The 18372-nt window shown below is 33.8% G+C and carries 15 protein-coding genes and 9 tRNA genes; 5 read left to right on the top strand and 19 right to left on the bottom strand.

All coding sequences use genetic code 11. From position 1 onward, the window contains the following. Positions 1-44 precede the first annotated feature (44 nt). The 4 genes from CN925_RS21310 to CN925_RS10825 all read right to left on the bottom strand — a co-directional run bounded on the left by CN925_RS21310 (position 45) and on the right by CN925_RS10825 (position 2409). The gene (locus CN925_RS21310; RefSeq protein WP_180232932.1) at positions 45-209 is read right to left on the bottom strand and encodes a hypothetical protein; all 165 of its coding nucleotides are present in this window, start codon (positions 207-209) and stop codon (positions 45-47) included. A 53-nt stretch (positions 210-262) separates the two neighbouring features. Next, on the bottom strand, positions 263-715 hold the full coding sequence (gene mgsA, locus CN925_RS10835) for a methylglyoxal synthase (RefSeq protein WP_098846286.1): 453 nt from the start codon (positions 713-715) through the stop codon (positions 263-265). A 483-nt stretch (positions 716-1198) separates the two neighbouring features. Beyond that, positions 1199-1363: an aspartyl-phosphate phosphatase Spo0E family protein gene (locus CN925_RS10830; RefSeq protein ID WP_098846258.1), complete on the bottom strand. Its 165-nt coding sequence runs from the start codon at positions 1361-1363 to the stop codon at positions 1199-1201. Positions 1364-1509: 146 nt separating this feature from the next. Then, the gene (locus CN925_RS10825) at positions 1510-2409 is read right to left on the bottom strand and encodes a LysR family transcriptional regulator (protein ID WP_098846257.1); all 900 of its coding nucleotides are present in this window, start codon (positions 2407-2409) and stop codon (positions 1510-1512) included. 962 nt (positions 2410-3371) lie between these two features. On the opposite strand from CN925_RS10825, the gene CN925_RS10820 reads away from it, so the two are divergent. The 5 genes from CN925_RS10820 to CN925_RS10800 all read left to right on the top strand — a co-directional run bounded on the left by CN925_RS10820 (position 3372) and on the right by CN925_RS10800 (position 9099). After that, positions 3372-4571 (top strand): epoxide hydrolase family protein, encoded by a 1200-nt coding sequence (locus CN925_RS10820; RefSeq protein ID WP_098846256.1) that lies wholly within the window; start codon positions 3372-3374, stop codon positions 4569-4571. Positions 4572-4701: 130 nt separating this feature from the next. Beyond that, entirely contained in the window at positions 4702-5250 is a 549-nt protein-coding gene (locus CN925_RS10815) for a pyridoxamine 5'-phosphate oxidase family protein (protein ID WP_483295187.1), read from the top strand. Between the two features lie 163 nt (positions 5251-5413). Continuing rightward, positions 5414-6904, top strand: coding sequence for a spore germination protein (locus CN925_RS10810; RefSeq protein WP_098846254.1), 1491 nt, complete (start codon positions 5414-5416; stop codon positions 6902-6904). Next, positions 6885-8009, top strand: a complete 1125-nt coding sequence (locus tag CN925_RS10805; RefSeq protein ID WP_098846253.1) for a GerAB/ArcD/ProY family transporter — start codon at positions 6885-6887, stop codon at positions 8007-8009. The genes CN925_RS10810 and CN925_RS10805 overlap by 20 nt, the downstream gene beginning before the upstream one ends. Next, positions 7999-9099 carry a Ger(x)C family spore germination protein gene (locus CN925_RS10800; RefSeq protein ID WP_098846252.1) on the top strand — a complete coding sequence of 367 codons (1101 nt, stop codon included), beginning with the start codon at positions 7999-8001 and terminating at the stop codon, positions 9097-9099. The genes CN925_RS10805 and CN925_RS10800 overlap by 11 nt, the downstream gene beginning before the upstream one ends. Before the next feature lie 168 nt (positions 9100-9267). On the opposite strand, the gene CN925_RS10795 is transcribed toward CN925_RS10800, so the two are convergent. From CN925_RS10795 to CN925_RS10725, 15 genes are all read right to left on the bottom strand, one after another. Then, the gene (locus tag CN925_RS10795) at positions 9268-9846 is read right to left on the bottom strand and encodes a TetR/AcrR family transcriptional regulator (protein ID WP_098846251.1); all 579 of its coding nucleotides are present in this window, start codon (positions 9844-9846) and stop codon (positions 9268-9270) included. Positions 9847-10257: 411 nt separating this feature from the next. Then, entirely contained in the window at positions 10258-12060 is a 1803-nt protein-coding gene (gene glmS, locus CN925_RS10790; protein WP_098846250.1) for a glutamine--fructose-6-phosphate transaminase (isomerizing), read from the bottom strand. 536 nt (positions 12061-12596) lie between these two features. Next, positions 12597-13940 carry a phosphoglucosamine mutase gene (glmM, locus tag CN925_RS10785; protein ID WP_098846249.1) on the bottom strand — a complete coding sequence of 448 codons (1344 nt, stop codon included), beginning with the start codon at positions 13938-13940 and terminating at the stop codon, positions 12597-12599. Between the two features lie 13 nt (positions 13941-13953). Beyond that, the gene (locus tag CN925_RS10780) at positions 13954-15249 is read right to left on the bottom strand and encodes a CdaR family protein (RefSeq protein WP_098846248.1); all 1296 of its coding nucleotides are present in this window, start codon (positions 15247-15249) and stop codon (positions 13954-13956) included. Further along, complete coding sequence (cdaA, locus tag CN925_RS10775) at positions 15242-16060, bottom strand: diadenylate cyclase CdaA (protein ID WP_098846247.1); 819 nt, start codon at positions 16058-16060, stop codon at positions 15242-15244. The genes CN925_RS10780 and cdaA overlap by 8 nt, the downstream gene beginning before the upstream one ends. Positions 16061-16392: 332 nt before the next feature. Further along, positions 16393-17292 (bottom strand): arginase, encoded by a 900-nt coding sequence (gene rocF / locus CN925_RS10770; protein WP_098846246.1) that lies wholly within the window; start codon positions 17290-17292, stop codon positions 16393-16395. Positions 17293-17532: 240 nt separating this feature from the next. After that, positions 17533-17608: transfer RNA gene (locus tag CN925_RS10765), tRNA-Ala, on the bottom strand. A 20-nt stretch (positions 17609-17628) separates the two neighbouring features. Continuing rightward, a tRNA-Gly gene (locus CN925_RS10760) sits at positions 17629-17703 on the bottom strand. 16 nt (positions 17704-17719) lie between these two features. Beyond that, positions 17720-17792 (bottom strand) — tRNA-Lys (locus CN925_RS10755). 27 nt (positions 17793-17819) lie between these two features. Next, positions 17820-17894: transfer RNA gene (locus CN925_RS10750), tRNA-Gln, on the bottom strand. A gap of 8 nt (positions 17895-17902) precedes the next feature. Beyond that, positions 17903-17987: transfer RNA gene (locus tag CN925_RS10745), tRNA-Tyr, on the bottom strand. An 18-nt stretch (positions 17988-18005) separates the two neighbouring features. Beyond that, positions 18006-18081: transfer RNA gene (locus CN925_RS10740), tRNA-Val, on the bottom strand. Positions 18082-18090: 9 nt separating this feature from the next. After that, a tRNA-Glu gene (locus CN925_RS10735) sits at positions 18091-18165 on the bottom strand. A gap of 16 nt (positions 18166-18181) precedes the next feature. Further along, a tRNA-Thr gene (locus CN925_RS10730) sits at positions 18182-18254 on the bottom strand. A 13-nt stretch (positions 18255-18267) separates the two neighbouring features. Next, positions 18268-18342: transfer RNA gene (locus tag CN925_RS10725), tRNA-Asn, on the bottom strand. Positions 18343-18372 lie beyond the last annotated feature (30 nt).

Below are 18372 nucleotides of genomic sequence, written 5' to 3'. Positions count from 1 at the left end.
AAAGATTGTACATCGTACAATCTTTTTTTACTGAACTTCTGCTATTAACGTCCGTGTCTCCATTTCGTTGGCTTTCCTGATGAAGGGCAGTTAGGGAATTTTTGTCCTGCTTGTAATTCAATATGCTCTCCGTCTTGGTCAGTATAATAGCCAGAAATCTTGACTGTTTCACCTGTATCATGTGTATGTCCAATTCCTTGATTATCCATCATAAACCTCCTTATAAACGAACTAGAATTACTATTTCCTTCATCAAAGTTTATTATTCGATTCCTTCATCTATTTTAAGATTTTTGCTTATATTTTCTTTATTTTGTTTACCATGTACAATGTTTCTCCACTTTAAATCCCCTCGCTCTAGACCATGGATTAATATTTCTGCAGTACCCATGTTTGTGGCTAAAGGAATTGAGTAAACATCACATAGACGAATTAAAGCTAAAATATCCGGTTCATGTGGTTGTGCTGTAAGTGGATCCCGAAAGAAGATAACAATATCCATCAAATTCTTCGCTATTAAAGCACCGATTTCCTGATCTCCACCCAGTGGTCCAGAATTAAAACGATGTATGTTTAAATTTGTATTTTCCATTATTCTTGTTCCAGTTGTTCCTGTAGAATATAATTCGTGTTTAGATAAAATAGATTCATATGCCATCGCAAAATTTACTAAGTCATTTTTCTTTTGATCATGTGCAATGAAAGCAATTTTCAAGGTCAACATTCCTTTCTTTTTGGAAAACACATTATTTTTTGTACTAAAAACAACACCTAATATGAATACTTGAATAGTACTATTATGTATTTCTACAATCCATTTTGCAATTACCAAGCCTAATCTTTGGCTTCCAATTCGTCTTAATCTTGCTTTATTGGATCTAAAAACAAGTCAAATATTCTAGCATAGTCTTCTCGTTTAGTTCCATTATCTCATTTCCTAATAAAATAGGGAGAAGAATCTTAACTAATAAAAAAGAGGCTATCGTAATTAATATACGAAAATAGCCTCATTACTTATTGTATTTCATCCTGATTCGGTTTTTTGATTACAACACGCTCATCAACTTCACTAACATAAAAATCATCCTTTGTTGGAATGAAGTTTTCATTATTAATTTTACTCATCATGAAACACTCCCAATCTTCATTATTTTAAAGGTTGTTAATATTATGATGACTCTTTTTGCGTGATTCATTCTTATATCTTTTTCATTACACTTTTATCATACCTATTTAATAAGCTATCTAAGTTTTGACTAATTTTTAATACTTCTGGATACGAAAAGGATTTTTGAATTGTTAATTTAACCATACGCATTCTTAGATTTTCAATTTCTTCAAGTAATTTATTTTCTTTACACATCCCCAAGATCCCTCTTTATCCCTGGACTTTTATTAATAAATTAAATTCTATTCTTGATGAAAAAACAGTTTAGTTCCCTACAGTTAACAAATACCAAGGCGGCCAGGTTTGAACCCTAGTTTCCTTTCTTCACTTTTTATTTATCTTTACACAATGACTTTCTTTCTACTAAATTTCTCTACATGTGAATTCAATAAATTTCTAAAAATATTCATTGCTGAACCGATAAACTTTTCCTTATGATGAATCATTACTACATTTCTTTGAAGCGAAGGGTTTAACTTTATTGCCATTAATTGGCCGTTATCCACTAGATTATAAAGTGTCTTTGATAAAATTGTGGCTCCTAACCCCTCCTTAACTAAGTTAACAATCGACGTTGCATCAGAAGTTTCAATAATTGGTTGAATCATTATACCCAAATTTCCACATATAGAATCAATCCATTTTCTAAGGCAATGATCTTTTTGGTTTATTATAAATGGTATATCTTTAAGATTAGTGATTTCGAGTAAGTTTACATCAGCTAGTATATGTTCAGAATGGACAACTAGATAGTATTCCTCTTCATATAATGGGATAATCTTTAGTCCATCATCATCTATTGGCATTATTGTTAATGCTAAATCGAATTCGTTTTGTCTTATTTTTTCGACAACATTATCTAAAACAAAAAACTGTATCTGTATATGGGGATACATGGAATGAAACTCAAGTAATGCTAGTAACGCAATTTGGCTTAATTCTCCTGATGGTGCACCAATTACTAACTTACCTCTATCTAGTTTTTGTAGTTCTTGTAATTGTTCATTCGCACCTTTGATTGTATTAAAAATTTGATGTGAGTGTTCTAATAAAATCTTACCCGCTTCGGTAAGAGCTATTTTTTTGCCTAATCTGTCAAATAATCTGACGCCAAGCTCATCTTCTAATCCTTTAATTTGATAGCTTAAGGTAGGTTGTCCTATCCCAAGTTTATCTGCAGTCTTAGTAAAATGCATCTCTTCACAAATCGCCACAAAATATTCTAATTGTTTCAACTCCATGTTATTCACCACCTTTTATTTTATTTCAACATAAAGAACATTTGTCTAAAGATGCCTACCATAATAAATAACTAAACATTTTCTAAGTTAATTGCCTTTAACATTTTTATTAGACTAGGCTTAATATTAAAAGTATTGTGTTTTATTAACAATACAGGATTTTCAATTAAAATGATTTAATTAATAAATGAACTCAATCCGAATGCCCTTTTATAAATATCTGGGTCATTTGAATTAGTGGTTTTCAAACTTTCCACTTGATTAATTTAGTCTTATAAATACAAAAGTGTTCTAATGATTCATCATCCATTGTTATTGATCATAATTATTTTTGAATGATAAAAAACTTTATTAACTACAATTTTTCTATGTCATTTAAACTAACTATTTTATTGAAAAATAGGACAAATGAATTAAAGTAAAAATTTAATCACTTTTTTGATATTTCTTATTATCTTGATATAACCATATATTTTTTAGAACGAATGGTCAAGAATAGGTTGGTTCCAATTTTTTCTTTTTCTTCATTGAGCAAATGGTTTCAAGTTATGACTATAACTATCTTTATAAGTCCTAAAACTGGCTAAATAAATTTTTTATATGGGTTTTCCATTTATTATCCCTATTAAAGAACGAACGGTCAAAAATAATTCTTGACCGAACGTTCTTTAATGTGCTAAATTTGTTCTCGAAAGGAGGTTACATCGCAAGCAGGAAAAATAAAATCGTTTTAGTAGCTTATTCAATGGTTTTTTTATCATAAAAGCGTCCATTATGAACTGGTCTCGCATAGTTGGATTAAATAGAATTGATGTCTTCTGCTTAAATAAAAAATAAACCCTGACTATAACACTGTAGAATATAAAAGTTTAGTTTTGATGTTTGAATTATATTCATAAACAAGATGTTAATTTTAGTACCCTGAAGCACGACAAATAAATCAATAATAGGGAGAGATATAAATGACTCAAAATAAAACTTTAGAAAAAAATGCAATTCGTCCATTTCATGTGAATGTACCAGAAGAGGAATTAATTGAATTACGTAGACGCATCAATGCTACTAGATGGCCAGAGAAGGAAACTGTTTCTGATCAATCTCAAGGTACACAACTTGCAACAATACAAGAGCTTGCACGATATTGGGCAAATGAGTATGATTGGCGCAAGGTTGAGTCTAAGTTAAATGCCGTACCGAATTATATTACTGAAATTGACGGACTAGATATTCACTTTATTCACGTTCGTTCGAAGCATGAAGATGCTATGCCGATTATCATTGCACACGGTTGGCCTGGTTCAATTATTGAGCAAATGAAACTAATAGAACCACTTACTAATCCTACAGCGCACGGTGGTAGTGCATCAGATGCTTTCCATGTAATCATTCCATCAATGCCTGGATATGGATTCTCAGGAAAACCAACTTCAACTGGATGGGATCCTAAACGTATTGCACGTGCATATGGAGAGTTGATGACTCGCTTAGGTTATAAGAAGTATGTAGCACAAGGTGGCGACTGGGGTGCAATTGTTGTAGATTTCATGGGTGCTCAGGAGCCAGATGGCTTAGTTGCAATTCACACTAACATGGCTGGCGTAATTCCTCCTGAAGTTGATGCGGCGATTTGGTCTGGAAACCCGCTGCCGTCAGGTCTTTCAGATGAGGAGAAAAAAGCAGTCTCTCAAGTTCTTGAAAATAAATTCGCATACGCATCTCTGATGGGTACTCGCCCACAAACGCTTACTGGATTAGTGGACTCCCCTGTAGGTTTGGCAGCATTTATGCTTGATCATGATTGGAAAAGCCTTGCCCTAATCACTAGATCTTTTGAAGGGGTTAAAGAAGGTCTAACGCGTGACGATGTATTAGACAATATCACACTTTTTTGGTTAACGAACTCTGCTATATCTGCTTCACGTCTATACTGGGAAAACGGTAAAGCTGGAATTTCATTCTTTGGAGTGAAAGGTGTAAAAATCCCTGTTGCTGTAAGCGTCTTTCCTGATGAATTATATGAAGCACCAAAGAGTTGGGCAGAAAAAGCATACCCGAACCTGTTCCACTATAACAGACTTCCAAAAGGTGGACATTTTGCAGCATGGGAACAACCAGAATATATAACATCAGAACTTCGTACAGCTTTCAAATCACAACGCTAAATTAAAGCAGTCCCCTTGGGCTGCTTTATAAATAGCTATTTTAAGACGAGTATGAAAAACATTAAATCAATCATTCCAGCCTATATTTTTTGCACTCTATGAATAATCAACTAAGAGGGAGATGGTTTCTTTGTTTTCACTTCGTAATTATGACCGTATTTGTACTGACCCAGTAAAAATTAAACACTTTCTAGAAGATGCACAAACTGGTTTTTTAGGTTTATCTTCCGAAAACGTTCCATATGTCATTCCACTTAACTTCGTTTGGCTGAATAACGCCATTTATTTTCATGGTGCATCTGAAGGAAGAAAAGTCACTTACATGGAGAACAATGCTTTAGCTTGTTTCACGATAGGAACGAGCTATGGTACAATTACTAGTCCTATACCAGCCGGGACGGACACAGCTTATATGAGTGTAATCATAGAAGGATCAATAAAACCCGTCTATGATTTAAATGAGGCAACGGCTGCTATGCAAGTAATGTTGGATAAATATGTGCCAGGCTATTATAGTCGCCCATTAAGTAGTAGTCATGTAGAGCGATATGTTTCCCCATTAGGTGGTAAAACGGGTATCTATAAGTTAGTTGCTAGCTCAGTTTCAGCTAAAGAAAAAGAAGAAATCACAAATCGTATGTTCCAAGATGGAATGACCGTACTTCCCCAACGGTCATAAAAGTAAAGTTCATACCTTTTTAAATCATATCTAAACTGCCATGGTTTTGTTTCCTGGCAGTTTTTTCTATTTAGGTCACTGTTCTATGTAGTATTTGAATACATACTTGTACAATTCTTGGTAAATATTATAAGGTATATTGGTTTAAAAGGAAGGTACTTGAATGAGTCGCTTTCGAACAAAAGATAAAAAGATTTTCTTACAAAAAGGTTTTGTTAGTTCTCATAATACTGAATTAGATTCTGAGGAGAATACAATTTCAGAAGCTACTTATGAAACAACACTAAATTATTTTGATGAAAGTTTTGATCTTGTCCATCGTTCATTTAATCAAAATGATATTAAAATTATTTATTTAAACTCTCTAGTTGACTCCAATACGCTAGAGAAAGAGGTACTTTCTCCTTTAAGAGAAATAGCATTTTATAATTATGAAAAACTATTTCAACAATCATTGTTTAGAATAGAAAATAATCAGAAAGAAGTAATCAATGGAATTTTAGACGGTAATGTTGCCTTGTTTAATGGAGAGGATACATATCTAATCAATGTATCCGGACTAGAGGAACGTGCCATTGCCCAGTCTGAAACGGAAACTGTTATAAATGGGCCACATGATTCGTTTAATGAAGCTTTAAATACGAATGTATCATTAATAAGAAGAAGAGTAAGAAGTCCTCGTTTGAAAATGATTAATCTATGTGTTGGAGAGATTTCTAAAACGAAAGTTCTTTTGATGTATATAGATGGTATTGCTGATTTAGATAAAGTGAATCATCTTAAAGAAAGAATTAAATCGCTCAAAGTTGATTCCATTACTGACTCTAATGTATTAATTCAAATAATAGATGATTATCAAAATTCACCATTTCCTCAATTTTATACGACTGAAAGACCAGATGTAGCCGTATCAAAATTATATGCTGGGAAGATCATTGGACTTGTAGATGATAGTCCGAATATTTTTTGCACCCCTTCTACATTCTTTGATTTTTTTGAATCAACAGATGACTATAACCAGCGTTGGATCATGGGGACTATGGTTAGGATTTTGCGATATATGGCTTTATTTATTACATTAATTCTTACAGCATTTTATGTTTCAATCTGTACATTTCATTACGAAATGATCCCACAATCCCTACTTCAGAGCATTATGCAATCTAGAAGTAGAGTTCCCTTTCCTCCTTTAGTCGAAGCAATATTTCTAGAAATTGTTATTGAACTGCTTAGGGAGGCTGGTGCAAGGCTTCCTACAAAAATAGGGCAAACAATTGGAATCGTTGGCGGTATTGTTATTGGACAAGCAGCTGTAGAAGCTGGAATTACAAGTAATATCTTAATTATTGTTGTTGCTATATCAGCCATTGCTTCGTTCATCGTCCCTAGTTATATTATGAGTGCTTCGATACGAATCGTAAGGTTTTTATTTATATTAATGGCTGGGTTTTTAGGGAATATTGGAATTTTCTTCGTTTTAGGAATACTGACCATTCATTTAACAGGTTTGACAAATTTAAAGTCGCCTTATTTTATGCCAATTTCACCAACCTTTGTCAAAGATTGGATGGATAGTATTGTGAGAGGGCCTTTTTACAAAATAAGGAAAGCTCAAACAAAGATGCATTACAAAGGTGATCGAGAAAGGAATTGATGGTGATCATATGAAGGAACGACTTCATCCACTTCAACTATCTATCTTAATTTACATGATGCAAAATGGACTTGTCCTATATAGCTTACCTCGAGTAATGGCAGAATACTTTGGGACCAACGGGTGGATAAGTATCTTTTTTATATTTATACTCGTAAATTTTAATATTTTTATGATTGTGATGATTTATAAACTAGGAAAAGGTCGTTCCGTATTTGAAATCATTGAGGCAACTGTTCCAAAATGGATTATGTTCCCCATCTATTTGTTTATTATTGGCGTTTGGGTTGGAATAGCAAGCATGGTGATGAGATTATATATCAATATTTTTAAAATGATGTTCTTTCCCGCTTTACCAGTTTCGATCTTTATCATTCTTTTTACTTTATTAAGTTTTCAATTATTACGGGGTGGAATTTACAAATTCACTAAAGCCATAGCACTTTTATTTTGCTTTGTAATACCGATGATTTTTTTAATTTTCTACCTTTTTCCAGAATTTAATTTTTCACGTTTTACTACTTTCTTTTTTAAAGGTCAGACTGATTTTCTCAAAGGATCACTTCAAGTTTACTCAGCGTTTTTAGGTATTGAAGTTTCAATTCTTTTTTTTCCAATGGTAGAAAAAAAATGGACAAAGGCCCTTTTTATTGGAAACTTTATGTCGATGTTAATCTATGTCATTATCCTATTTGTTAGTTTTGGGTTTTTTAGCTTTGATCAAATATTAAATGATATTTATCCTGTAATGACACTGTTTGAATATACTGAGGTTTCTTTTCTTTCAAGAGCCGAGAATCTATGCTTTTCTGTTTTTGCCTTTAAAATATTATCAACTGTAGTCATATATTACTGGGGCTCACAACAATTTTTAGGAAATATGTTCAAAAAATTGAAGCCCACTATTTGGATTTTAGTAATCTTAGCAAGTGGTTTTATACTTGCGTTGTTGCCGGATTCAGTAATAGATGTTGAACAGTGGTTAAATTGGTTGAGTTATTGTGGAATTGGCATAGCATGGCTCTTACCTATCATTGTATTGTTTATCCTTTTTATTGAGATTATTAGAAACCTAATTAATCGGGAGACAGCTAATGCAAAATAAAATTACTGTATTAATCGCAATATGCTGTTTATTTTTAACAAGTTGTGGAACTAGTAACGTTATTGAAGATTTAGCAATACTACAAGCTGGCGCTTACGATTTGTCGGAGAACGAAGAAAATCCTATCATAACAACAGTCCTTTTTCCTACAGTTTCAAAAGAAGGAAAATTCGGTACTCAAACGCTAACTGTATCCGGAAAGTCATCACATGATACTTTTATCAAACTTCAAAATCTAACGAACTTGAAGTTAGTCGGAGGACAAGGATCGATCATATTCGGAGAAAAATTGGCAAAAAAAGGACTGATAAATATCGTTAAATCCTTTACAAGGGATCCTGAATTCGGAACCCGAGTTAAATTTGCTATTGTGGAAGGCAAAGGAGAAGAACTTCTAAAAAAGAAAATAGCTTCGGTTCCAGATGTGTCTGAATATTTATATACATTCATTGATAAATTAGGTAAGCAAAACAAAATTTTAAATACTGATAAATATCGTTTTTTAAGGGATTATTACGATGACGGAATCGATCCAGTTTTACCTGTTTTTTCATATGAAGGTGAAAACATAGCATTAAAAGGATTAGGCACTTTTAGAGGCGATCAATATGTTAGGTTACTTCCATTAAGTGAAGCACAAATACTAAATTTTATAAATGACGATATTAATAATGGAAGTTTAATGATTAACATAAAAGATTCAGGAAAAATCGATCAGTTAATGTTAAGCAATATAAATTCTAAAAATGATAAAAAAGTAAACATCAACAAATTTACAAATACAACAGTTGTAATCAATTTATATTTAAAAGGAAGTATCCTTGAATACACAGGAACAATGGATTTGAGTAAAGAAAAAAATCAAAAAAAATTGGAGAAACAAGTCGAAAATTACTTAAAAACCAATTCAAAAAAACTTCTAAAAATATTACAAAAAGAACAGACAGACCCGATTGGAATGGGAACATTAGTACGTAATCACGTATCATATGAAAGATGGAACAAGATGGATTGGAATAAGGTATACAAAAACATAGATTACAAAGTAAATGTAAAAGTAGATATGACGAATACAGGGAAATCTAAATAAAACAAAAACGGCTCCGAAGTTTGGGGCCGGTTTTTTGTGACTTCGAAATTATGATCTGCTAGACGGATTGGGTAGTCTTTTTATTTTATTACTTTGGTCAGGTCTTTGTTGGCTCTCAAACACAGACCTGTGCTCACTAAATTGGTTTGGCAAGCAAAAAGTCCCACACTAATTATCAAGTACTGACAAATTTATTTCCATTATTTTGCGTAATTTTTCTCGGTCAGGATCAGTCTTAACCATTACACGAAATCCAATTATTGCATTAATAAAATAATAAGATAATTCTTTTGCATCTAATTTCTTAGAAAGTTCTCCCATTCTTTGACCTTCTAGTATAATGTCATGTATTAACTGCTCTGTAAAACCCCAACTTTGAAGAACCCAATCTCTTGCTTCTAAATCATGTTTTGCTAACTCAACCGCAGTATTCACTATTAAACATCCAGTAGGTAATTCTTCCTGTTTGTCAATTGACAATTCGAAAAATACTTGGATCGCTTCTTTGGCCGAACGGGTATTAGCTAGCTCCTTTATAAGCGTTTGCTGCGAAAACTCAATATAACGCTCTAATGATTTAAAATATAATGATTGTTTATCGCCAAAAGTGTCATACATACTCCCTTTGTGTATGCCCATATGCGAGACAAGATCTTGCATAGATGTCTTTTCGTAACCTTGTTCCCAAAATAACCGCATAGCTTTAAGTAGAACAGCATCTACTTCAAATTCCTTTGACCTTGCCATTTTACTATTCAACCTCCTTAATTTAAAAATAAACTAAATATGAGAATCGATAATTTCTTTATTATAAGTGTGTTGATTTAAAACTACTTAAGATTGGACTATTCTTATTTTGCCATTTCTAAATCCATCTAGTATTATACCCAATATTTGTAATTATTTCATATATATGGATAAAATACAGTAGCTATAAATAAAAGAAAAGGACTAATGGAATCCATCAGCCCTTAATTATTTTTAAATTAGTTTATTTAATCGGCTTTCTTATTACAACACGTTCATCAATTTCACTTACATGAAAATCATCTTTTGTAGGAATCCTATTTTCATCGTTAAATTTGATCACCGTTTTACACTCCCTGCTCAGTTTATTTTCAAATCTTTATTTTAGTATTTAATAGATTACTAATTTGATTATTCAACTGTAACTGATTTTGCAAGATTACGAGGTTTATCAACATCACAACCACGATGTAGTGCAGCATAGTAAGAAATTAATTGTAATGGTACTACTGAAAGGATTGGAGATAATTCTTCTTGTACTCTTGGTAAAATGAAGCGATCGCCTTCCATGTTTAATCCTTCCATTGAAATGATACAAGGGTTAGCACCGCGAGCAACAACCTCTTTCACATTTCCACGAATGTTTAAGTTTACTGATTCTTGTGTTGCTAATGCGAAGATTGGAGTTCCTTCTTCGATTAGAGCAATTGTACCATGTTTTAACTCTCCACCAGCAAATCCTTCTGCTTGGATGTAAGAAATTTCTTTTAGTTTTAATGCGCCTTCTAGGCAAACGAAGTAATCTACGTTACGGCCGATGAAGAATGCATTGCGAGTTGTAGCTAAATATTCTGTAGCAATTTTTTCAAACTCGTCTTTTTGGTTTGTAATTGATTCCATTGCATTTGCTACAATTCCAAGTTCTTTAACTAGGTTAAAGTTAACTGTTTTTCCTTTTTCTTTTGCAAGAGCATTTGCAACAATTGCAAGTACTGCTAATTGTGCAGTGTAAGCTTTCGTTGATGCAACAGCGATTTCAGGACCTGCGTGTAAAGCAAGAGTGAACTCAGCCTCACGTGATAATGTTGATCCAGGAACGTTTGTAATTGTAATTGCTTTATGACCTAATTTATTTGTTTGAACTAAACAAGCTCGGCTATCAGCAGTTTCACCACTTTGTGAAATATAAATAAATAATGGTTTTTCTGAAAGTAATGGCATATTGTAAGAGAATTCACTTGCAACATGTACTTCTACAGGAACTCCCGCCATTTTTTCAATAAACTGTTTTCCTACAAGGCCAGCATGATAACTAGTTCCACAAGCAACAATATATAATCTGTCAGCTTCTGCTAATGCTGCTTTAATTTCTGAGTTGATTACAAGCTCTCCGTTTTCATCTTGGTACTTTTGGATAATATTACGGATTACTAAAGGTTGCTCATCTGTTTCTTTTAACATGAAATGAGGATAAGTTCCTTTTTCGATATCGCTAGCATCAATTTCTGCTGTATATGGAGAACGTTCTTTAATATTTCCGTTAAGGTCCATTAATTGAACATGATCTTTCGTAACGACAATAACCTCTTTATCCATTAATTCAATAAATTGATCAGTAATTTGTAACATTGCCATTGCATCCGATGCAATAACATTAAACTCTTCACCAACACCAACTAGTAATGGACTTTTGTTTTTTGCTACATAAATTACGTCATCGTTTTGTTTATCTAATAATGCAATTGCATAAGAACCTTTAAGAAGCTTAAGTGTTTCTCTGAAAGCATCAAGTACAGATAATCCTTTTTTAATATTAAGTTCAACTAACTGAACAATAACTTCAGTATCTGTATCACTTGTAAATTCAATATCATTTAAATAATCGTTTTTTAATTGTACATCGTTCTCGATAACGCCATTGTGAACAAGTGTAAAACGTTCAGTAGAGCTCTGATGAGGATGTGCATTACGTTTACTTGGCGCACCATGCGTCGCCCATCTAGTATGACCAATACCAACATTTCCGTCCGCTTTTGAAGGAATTGACTTACGTAATACAGCAATTCTACCTTTTTCTTTATAAACTTCTACACCATTGTCAGTTAAAAGAGAAATCCCAGCAGAATCGTAACCACGATACTCTAATTTCTCTAAACCTTTTAATAAAATTTCTTTCGCATTATCATTTCCAATATATCCAACGATTCCACACATAATTACTATTGCTTAGTAAGTCCAAAAACAAGACATACAAAATGTATAGGAATGGAACGCTGTTTTCCTAACCGTTTAACTACTATTTAATTTTCTATTCCCTCGTCATGTTTCATAATGGTAGAGGACTTACAAGCAATATCCACCTACCTTTCATATTCCGCTCATTAGCGAGTTCATTTTTTTGTTTTAAACGGTGTATCAGATTATTTACGTTTGTGCACACAGTCACCCATGTGTTTTTCATAAATAATTTCGGTTGTGATACAGCAACCGGGAGTCATCCGCCGAAACTTCGATAAAACTCCACCTCGTCAACTACACATTCACGTCTAGTGTAGTTCTGGCGCTTTTTTAATACTTTATTATTTCTATACTCCTTTCCTGTTAGGAAAACAATAAAACAACTATACTATACTGTATTAAAAATGGTCAACAAGAATATGATGAAAAAAAATATAGAATAGCTGTATATAACAAAAATATGCATAGACTTACACAAAAGTGCTCATCAATGCATATTTTTTTAATTTATTTTATTCGCCAACTTCTTCTTTTACAACAGCAACAATACGTTCTACATATTGTTTACATTCTGCCTCAGAAGGAGCCTCAGCCATTACACGAATAAGAGGCTCAGTACCAGAAGGACGAACTAAAATACGACCATTGCCGTTCATTTCTTCCTCTACTTCTGAAATGGTTGCTTTAATGCGCTCGTTATTTAGTGCTTCATTTTTATCTGTAACGCGAACATTAATTAATAATTGTGGATACTTTTTCATTTCTCCAGCTAATTGTGATAAAGTTTTACCTGATTCTTTAACAATGCTTACAAGCTGAATAGCACTTAACATGCCGTCACCAGTCGTAATATGATCTAAAAAGATGATGTGTCCAGATTGCTCGCCGCCAAGATTGAAGCCATTTTTTCTCATCTCTTCCATTACGTAACGGTCCCCAACACCTGTAACTGCACTTTTCATCCCATTCATTTCTACTGCTTTATAGAAGCCTAAGTTACTCATAACAGTTGATACGATTGTATTTTGTTTTAAACGGCCTTTTTCATTTAAGTATTTTGCACAAATATACATTATTTGGTCACCGTCAACGATTTCACCATTTTCATCAATTGCAATTAGACGATCTCCGTCTCCATCAAATGATAAACCGATGTCAGCACCTTTTTCTTTTACAAGAGCTGCTAAAGCTTCTGGGTGTGTAGAACCTACACCATCATTTATATTAAATCCATTAGGATTCGTTCCCATTGTAACAATATCTGCTTCTAAATCTGCGAATAAATATGGCGCTAATGAAGAAGTGGCACCGTGTGCACAATCTAGAGCTACTAATAGACCTGAGAAATCTTCATCAATTGTATTTTTCAGGAATTGTAGGTATTTTTGCCCACCTTCAAAATAATCACTAACTTGACATAAATCATTTCCAGTTGGTCTTGGTAGACGATCTACTTCTGCATCCATTAGTTCTTCAATTTCATCTTCTTGCTCATCCAACAATTTAAAACCGTCTGGACCAAAAAACTTAATCCCATTATCTGCAACAGGATTATGTGAAGCTGAAATCATAACACCAGCTTGTGCTCCAAGAGCTCTTGTTAAATAGGCAACACCTGGAGTAGAAATTACACCTAATCTCATAACTTCAGCACCAATTGATAATAAACCTGCAACTAGTGCTCCTTCAAGCATATGTCCTGAAACACGTGTGTCACGCCCAACAATAATTTTAGGTTTGACATTATTTTTTGTTAAAACATAACCGCCACAGCGTCCAATTTTATATGCTAATTCAGGAGTTAACTCTTTATTTGCAACTCCTCGTACACCATCTGTACCAAAATATTTACCCATTTTAACTCTCCTTCTAATTCGATGACTGTCCTACATCGCCTGAATTCTCATTTTCATTTTCATCAGCTTGAGCAGATTTTTTATCAGTAATTTCAATCGTTATTGTATCAAACTCTAAACTATATTTAACTCCCTTTGGACCGGTAATAGTAAGCGCTACATCTCTGGTTCCTGGATCCAGTCCATTCACTTTTGCAGTAATGTTCAAGTCACTTGGATCAATTGCATCCAAGTCTTCTTTAAATCCTTTAGCTGTAACTTCTACTTTACCTAAAGAGGGCTTTATAAACTTATACTCATATTGATTATTTTCACCCACTAATTTAATAGGGATATTACTAAATTTCTTTTCTATTTCTTCATCAAAATTTACGTCTACATTAATCGTGCTTGATTCAACTCTAAATGCTCCATTTGGAGTAGGTACATTAACTTCATATGTGCCACTTTTATCAAATGAAGATACGTCTACTGGCACTACTATAGGTCCACTAAACTTGTCCAACCAATCTTTAGATGCATAAATTCTAAGTGAATCAACTTTACTAGTAAGACTACTTAGCTTTAAACCATCCTTAAGTGTTCCTGTTTGCACTAACTTAATCGGGAAGCTAGCACTTTCGGAAACAATTGGGACAGTTACTTCAACTTTTCTTGGATTTGTAACAAACGGAAGTTGAACACCTTTTTTATTGAATAATTTAACAGGTAACACCTGACTAAATGTCTGATTTGCATCAGTAACATCCACACCAACGCTTGCATATGACACTTGTGATACTTCATCTCTGGATCCTACTATTGTAACTAAACCTGGTTTAACAATAGCATTCTCTGCTTTATATCCATGTTTAATCTCTTTTTCATTTAAATAAGCAACTTTAACTGAAACTGATTTTTCAATTTTTTCATTAATTGTGACCCTAACTGTTCTTGGTTTAATCGTTGCTTTTATTTTATCTGAAATATTTCTAATTTTTAAAGGAACTTCATATGTACCTAAAGCGTAAGAAGTTAGATCCAAATACACTTCGAAATCCTTCTTCATTTCAGCAGATTTTACAATACTATTAGGTCCATCTAATTGCACAGAAACATCTTTTGGAACACCAGTTACAATTAGATTGCGCTGATCATAAATAGGTGTTACAGGTACTTCTTTTACTAATTCTTTATTATTAACAAACGGTATGTCTCCTAATCCCGAAGTACTTGATTGTGGAACAAGATTGACAGACATAAAAAGTAATAATGTTACTAATAAAGCGATCCCTCTTAAAATCCAACGATTATCCATAAAGTTATCCATTACGCTTCACCTTCCAATTCCATTTAGATGTAGTGGACTCTTCTGGTGATTTCAGCTCAGTATTTAATAAATTTATAAGCTCGTCTTTTGATAATTCTCTGTATAGATTTCCATTCCTCGCTACTGAAACCGCACCTGTTTCCTCGGAAACTACAATTGTAATACTGTCAGTAACTTCACTAATACCAACTGCAGCTCGATGCCTCGTTCCTAATTCCTTTGAAATAAATGCACTCTCAGACAAAGGTAAATAACAGGCTGCTGCCGTAATCTTTTCACCTTGTATAATTACCGCCCCGTCATGTAAAGGTGTATTTGGAATAAAAATATTAATCAATAATTCTGATGATAAATTAGCATTCATTCTAATACCGGACTCTATATAGTCACCCATACCTGTTTGTCTCTCAAATGAAATAAGTGCACCGATTCTTCGTTTAGCCATGTATTCAGTGGCTTTTGCAATATTCTCAACAATATCATTTCGGTCATTAAACCCGTTACCTGTTGTTCTAGAGAAGAATCGACCACGTCCAAGTTGTTCTAGTGCTCTCCTTAATTCTGGTTGAAAGATAATAATAACCGCTAAGAATCCCCATGTTAGTGCTTGATCCATTAAAAATTGTAAAGTATGCAGTCCAAATAGGCTACTTAATACTTTTACGACAATAATGATTGTGACACCCTTTAAAAGTTGGACAGCCTTCGTCCCTTGAATAATGATAATTAATCTATATATAACAAACCAAACTATTAGTATATCTAATCCATTCTGTAAATACTGTAAAAAATTTATATTTAAAGAAGGCATCTTTTACCCTCCAAATTCTATAGAATAAAACTGTATCTTGAGTATTATACCATATTTTTGCAATACACAAAATTTATGAGTTATTAAATATATTAACAATACTTTAACGTCTATTTTAGTTAGATTAAACATCATTACAGTACTATTTACGTTGACTCTCTATAATAATAGAAGGAATGACCTAAATTTTTATGTGATTTTGAAGTTTTCTCAATGACAATTCTTCAAAGTTTATTGATAAAAAAAGAAGCTAGCACATGCTAGCTTCAGTAGATGAAAAAAAGGATTTCAACTAAACGACTTAAATTTACTCTCTTAAAGTGAATTTTATTTTATAGTAACTTTTCTCCTAATAATGAGCCGATCAATGCAACAGCTACGATAGCTGTTCTATTTCTTTCATCTAATATTGGATTAACTTCTACGAATTCAATTGAAGTAATAATATCAGCATCAGATAACATTTCCATCGCTAAATGACCTTCTCTATAAGTAATTCCTCCAGGAACAGGTGTACCAACTCCAGGAACGTGAATTGGATCTAGACCATCAAGATCTAATGATAAGTGTACACCATCACACTCTTTCAAGTGGTCAATGCTTTCTTCCATTACTTTCGTCATTCCTAATTTATCAATTTCATGCATTGTATAAACTTTAATTCCTAATTCTTTAATAATTGCTCTTTCGCCTTCATCAAGATCACGTGCTCCAATAATGATTACGTTCTCAGGTTTTACTTTAGGGAAGTAACCACCTATTTTCGTTAATAAATCGTGACCATGTCCTAAAGAAACAGCTAAAGACATACCATGAATATTACCAGAAGGAGATGTTTCAGCAGTATTTAAATCACCATGTGCATCAAACCAGATTAATCCTAAATTATTATAATGTTTTGATACACCTGCTAGTGTACCAATCGCAATACTATGATCTCCACCAAGTACTAGTGGCATTCTGTTTCTTTTAATAACTTCATCCACTTCTACTGCAAGCTTTTCACATGTTTCTTTTACTGATTTTAAGTTTTTTAAGTTATGTTCTGAATTATCTTCTTTAACTGGTGTACGTTCTACTAAGATGTCGCCTAAGTCTTCTACTTGATAAGACATTCTTTCAATACGTTCGTGTAGTTGTGCATATCTAATTGCACTTGGCCCCATGTCTACTCCACGTCTAGTTTGTCCTAAATCTAATGGTACCCCAATAATTGAAATATCTTTTAACATTTTTATTTCCCCCATCAACTAAATTCATAAAAGTAAACGCTTACTTTAGTTTGAAAAAATATAACTTTTCGACTATTAAAGTTATTAATTATATTAATAGTTTAAATCTTTTGAATCAAATGGGTCAACTCAACATTTTTTTGTATACATATGCATTTTTAGCTTTTAAATTGCTATATTATATGATTATATACAACAAAAAACCTTAGTCAAATGACTAAGGTTTAACTTTATGTATATTGGTGGAGCCTAGCGGGATCGAACCGCTGACCTCCTGCGTGCAAGGCAGGCGCTCTCCCAGCTGAGCTAAGGCCCCACTATTTAAGTATATGCGAATGGAGCGGAAGACGGGGCTCGAACCCGCGACCCCAGCCTTGGCAAGGTTGTATTCTACCACTGAACTACTTCCGCACATAAAAAAAAAGAGTGAGCCATGAAGGATTCGAACCTTCGACCCTCTGATTAAAAGTCAGATGCTCTACCTACTGAGCTAATGGCTCGTAATAAATTACGATAAAATAAAAAAATGGCTGGGCTACCTGGATTCGAACCAGGGCATGACGGAATCAAAATCCGTTGCCTTACCGCTTGGCTATAGCCCAACAATAAATGGTGGAGGGGGACGGATTCGAACCGCCGAACCCACAGGGAGCGGATTTACAGTCCGCCGCGTTTAGCCACTTCGCTACCCCTCCGGTATTTATTAAATTAGATGGTGGAGGATGACGGGCTCGAACCGCCGACCCCCTGCTTGTAAGGCAGGTGCTCTCCCAGCTGAGCTAATCCTCCGTAATAAAATGGTGACCCGTACGGGACTCGAACCCGTGTTACCGCCGTGAAAGGGCGGTGTCTTAACCGCTTGACCAACGGGCCAGTACAACTTTTCCTAAGCTTCCAACCGGGCTCGAACCGGTGACCTCTTCCTTACCATGGAAGTACTCTGCCTGCTGAGCTATGGAAGCATTAAGTTAAAAATGGCTCCGCAGGTAGGGTTCGAACCTACGACCACTCGGTTAACAGCCGAGTGCTCTACCACTGAGCTACTGCGGAATAATCTTAGAACCAAGCGACGTTCTACTC

Source organism: Bacillus sp. AFS055030 (genome assembly GCF_002574545.1).
Classification (GTDB): domain Bacteria; phylum Bacillota; class Bacilli; order Bacillales; family Bacillaceae_G; genus Gottfriedia.
The sequence above is the reverse complement of the archived record's forward strand: the minus strand, read 5'-3'. Positions and strand labels throughout refer to the sequence as shown.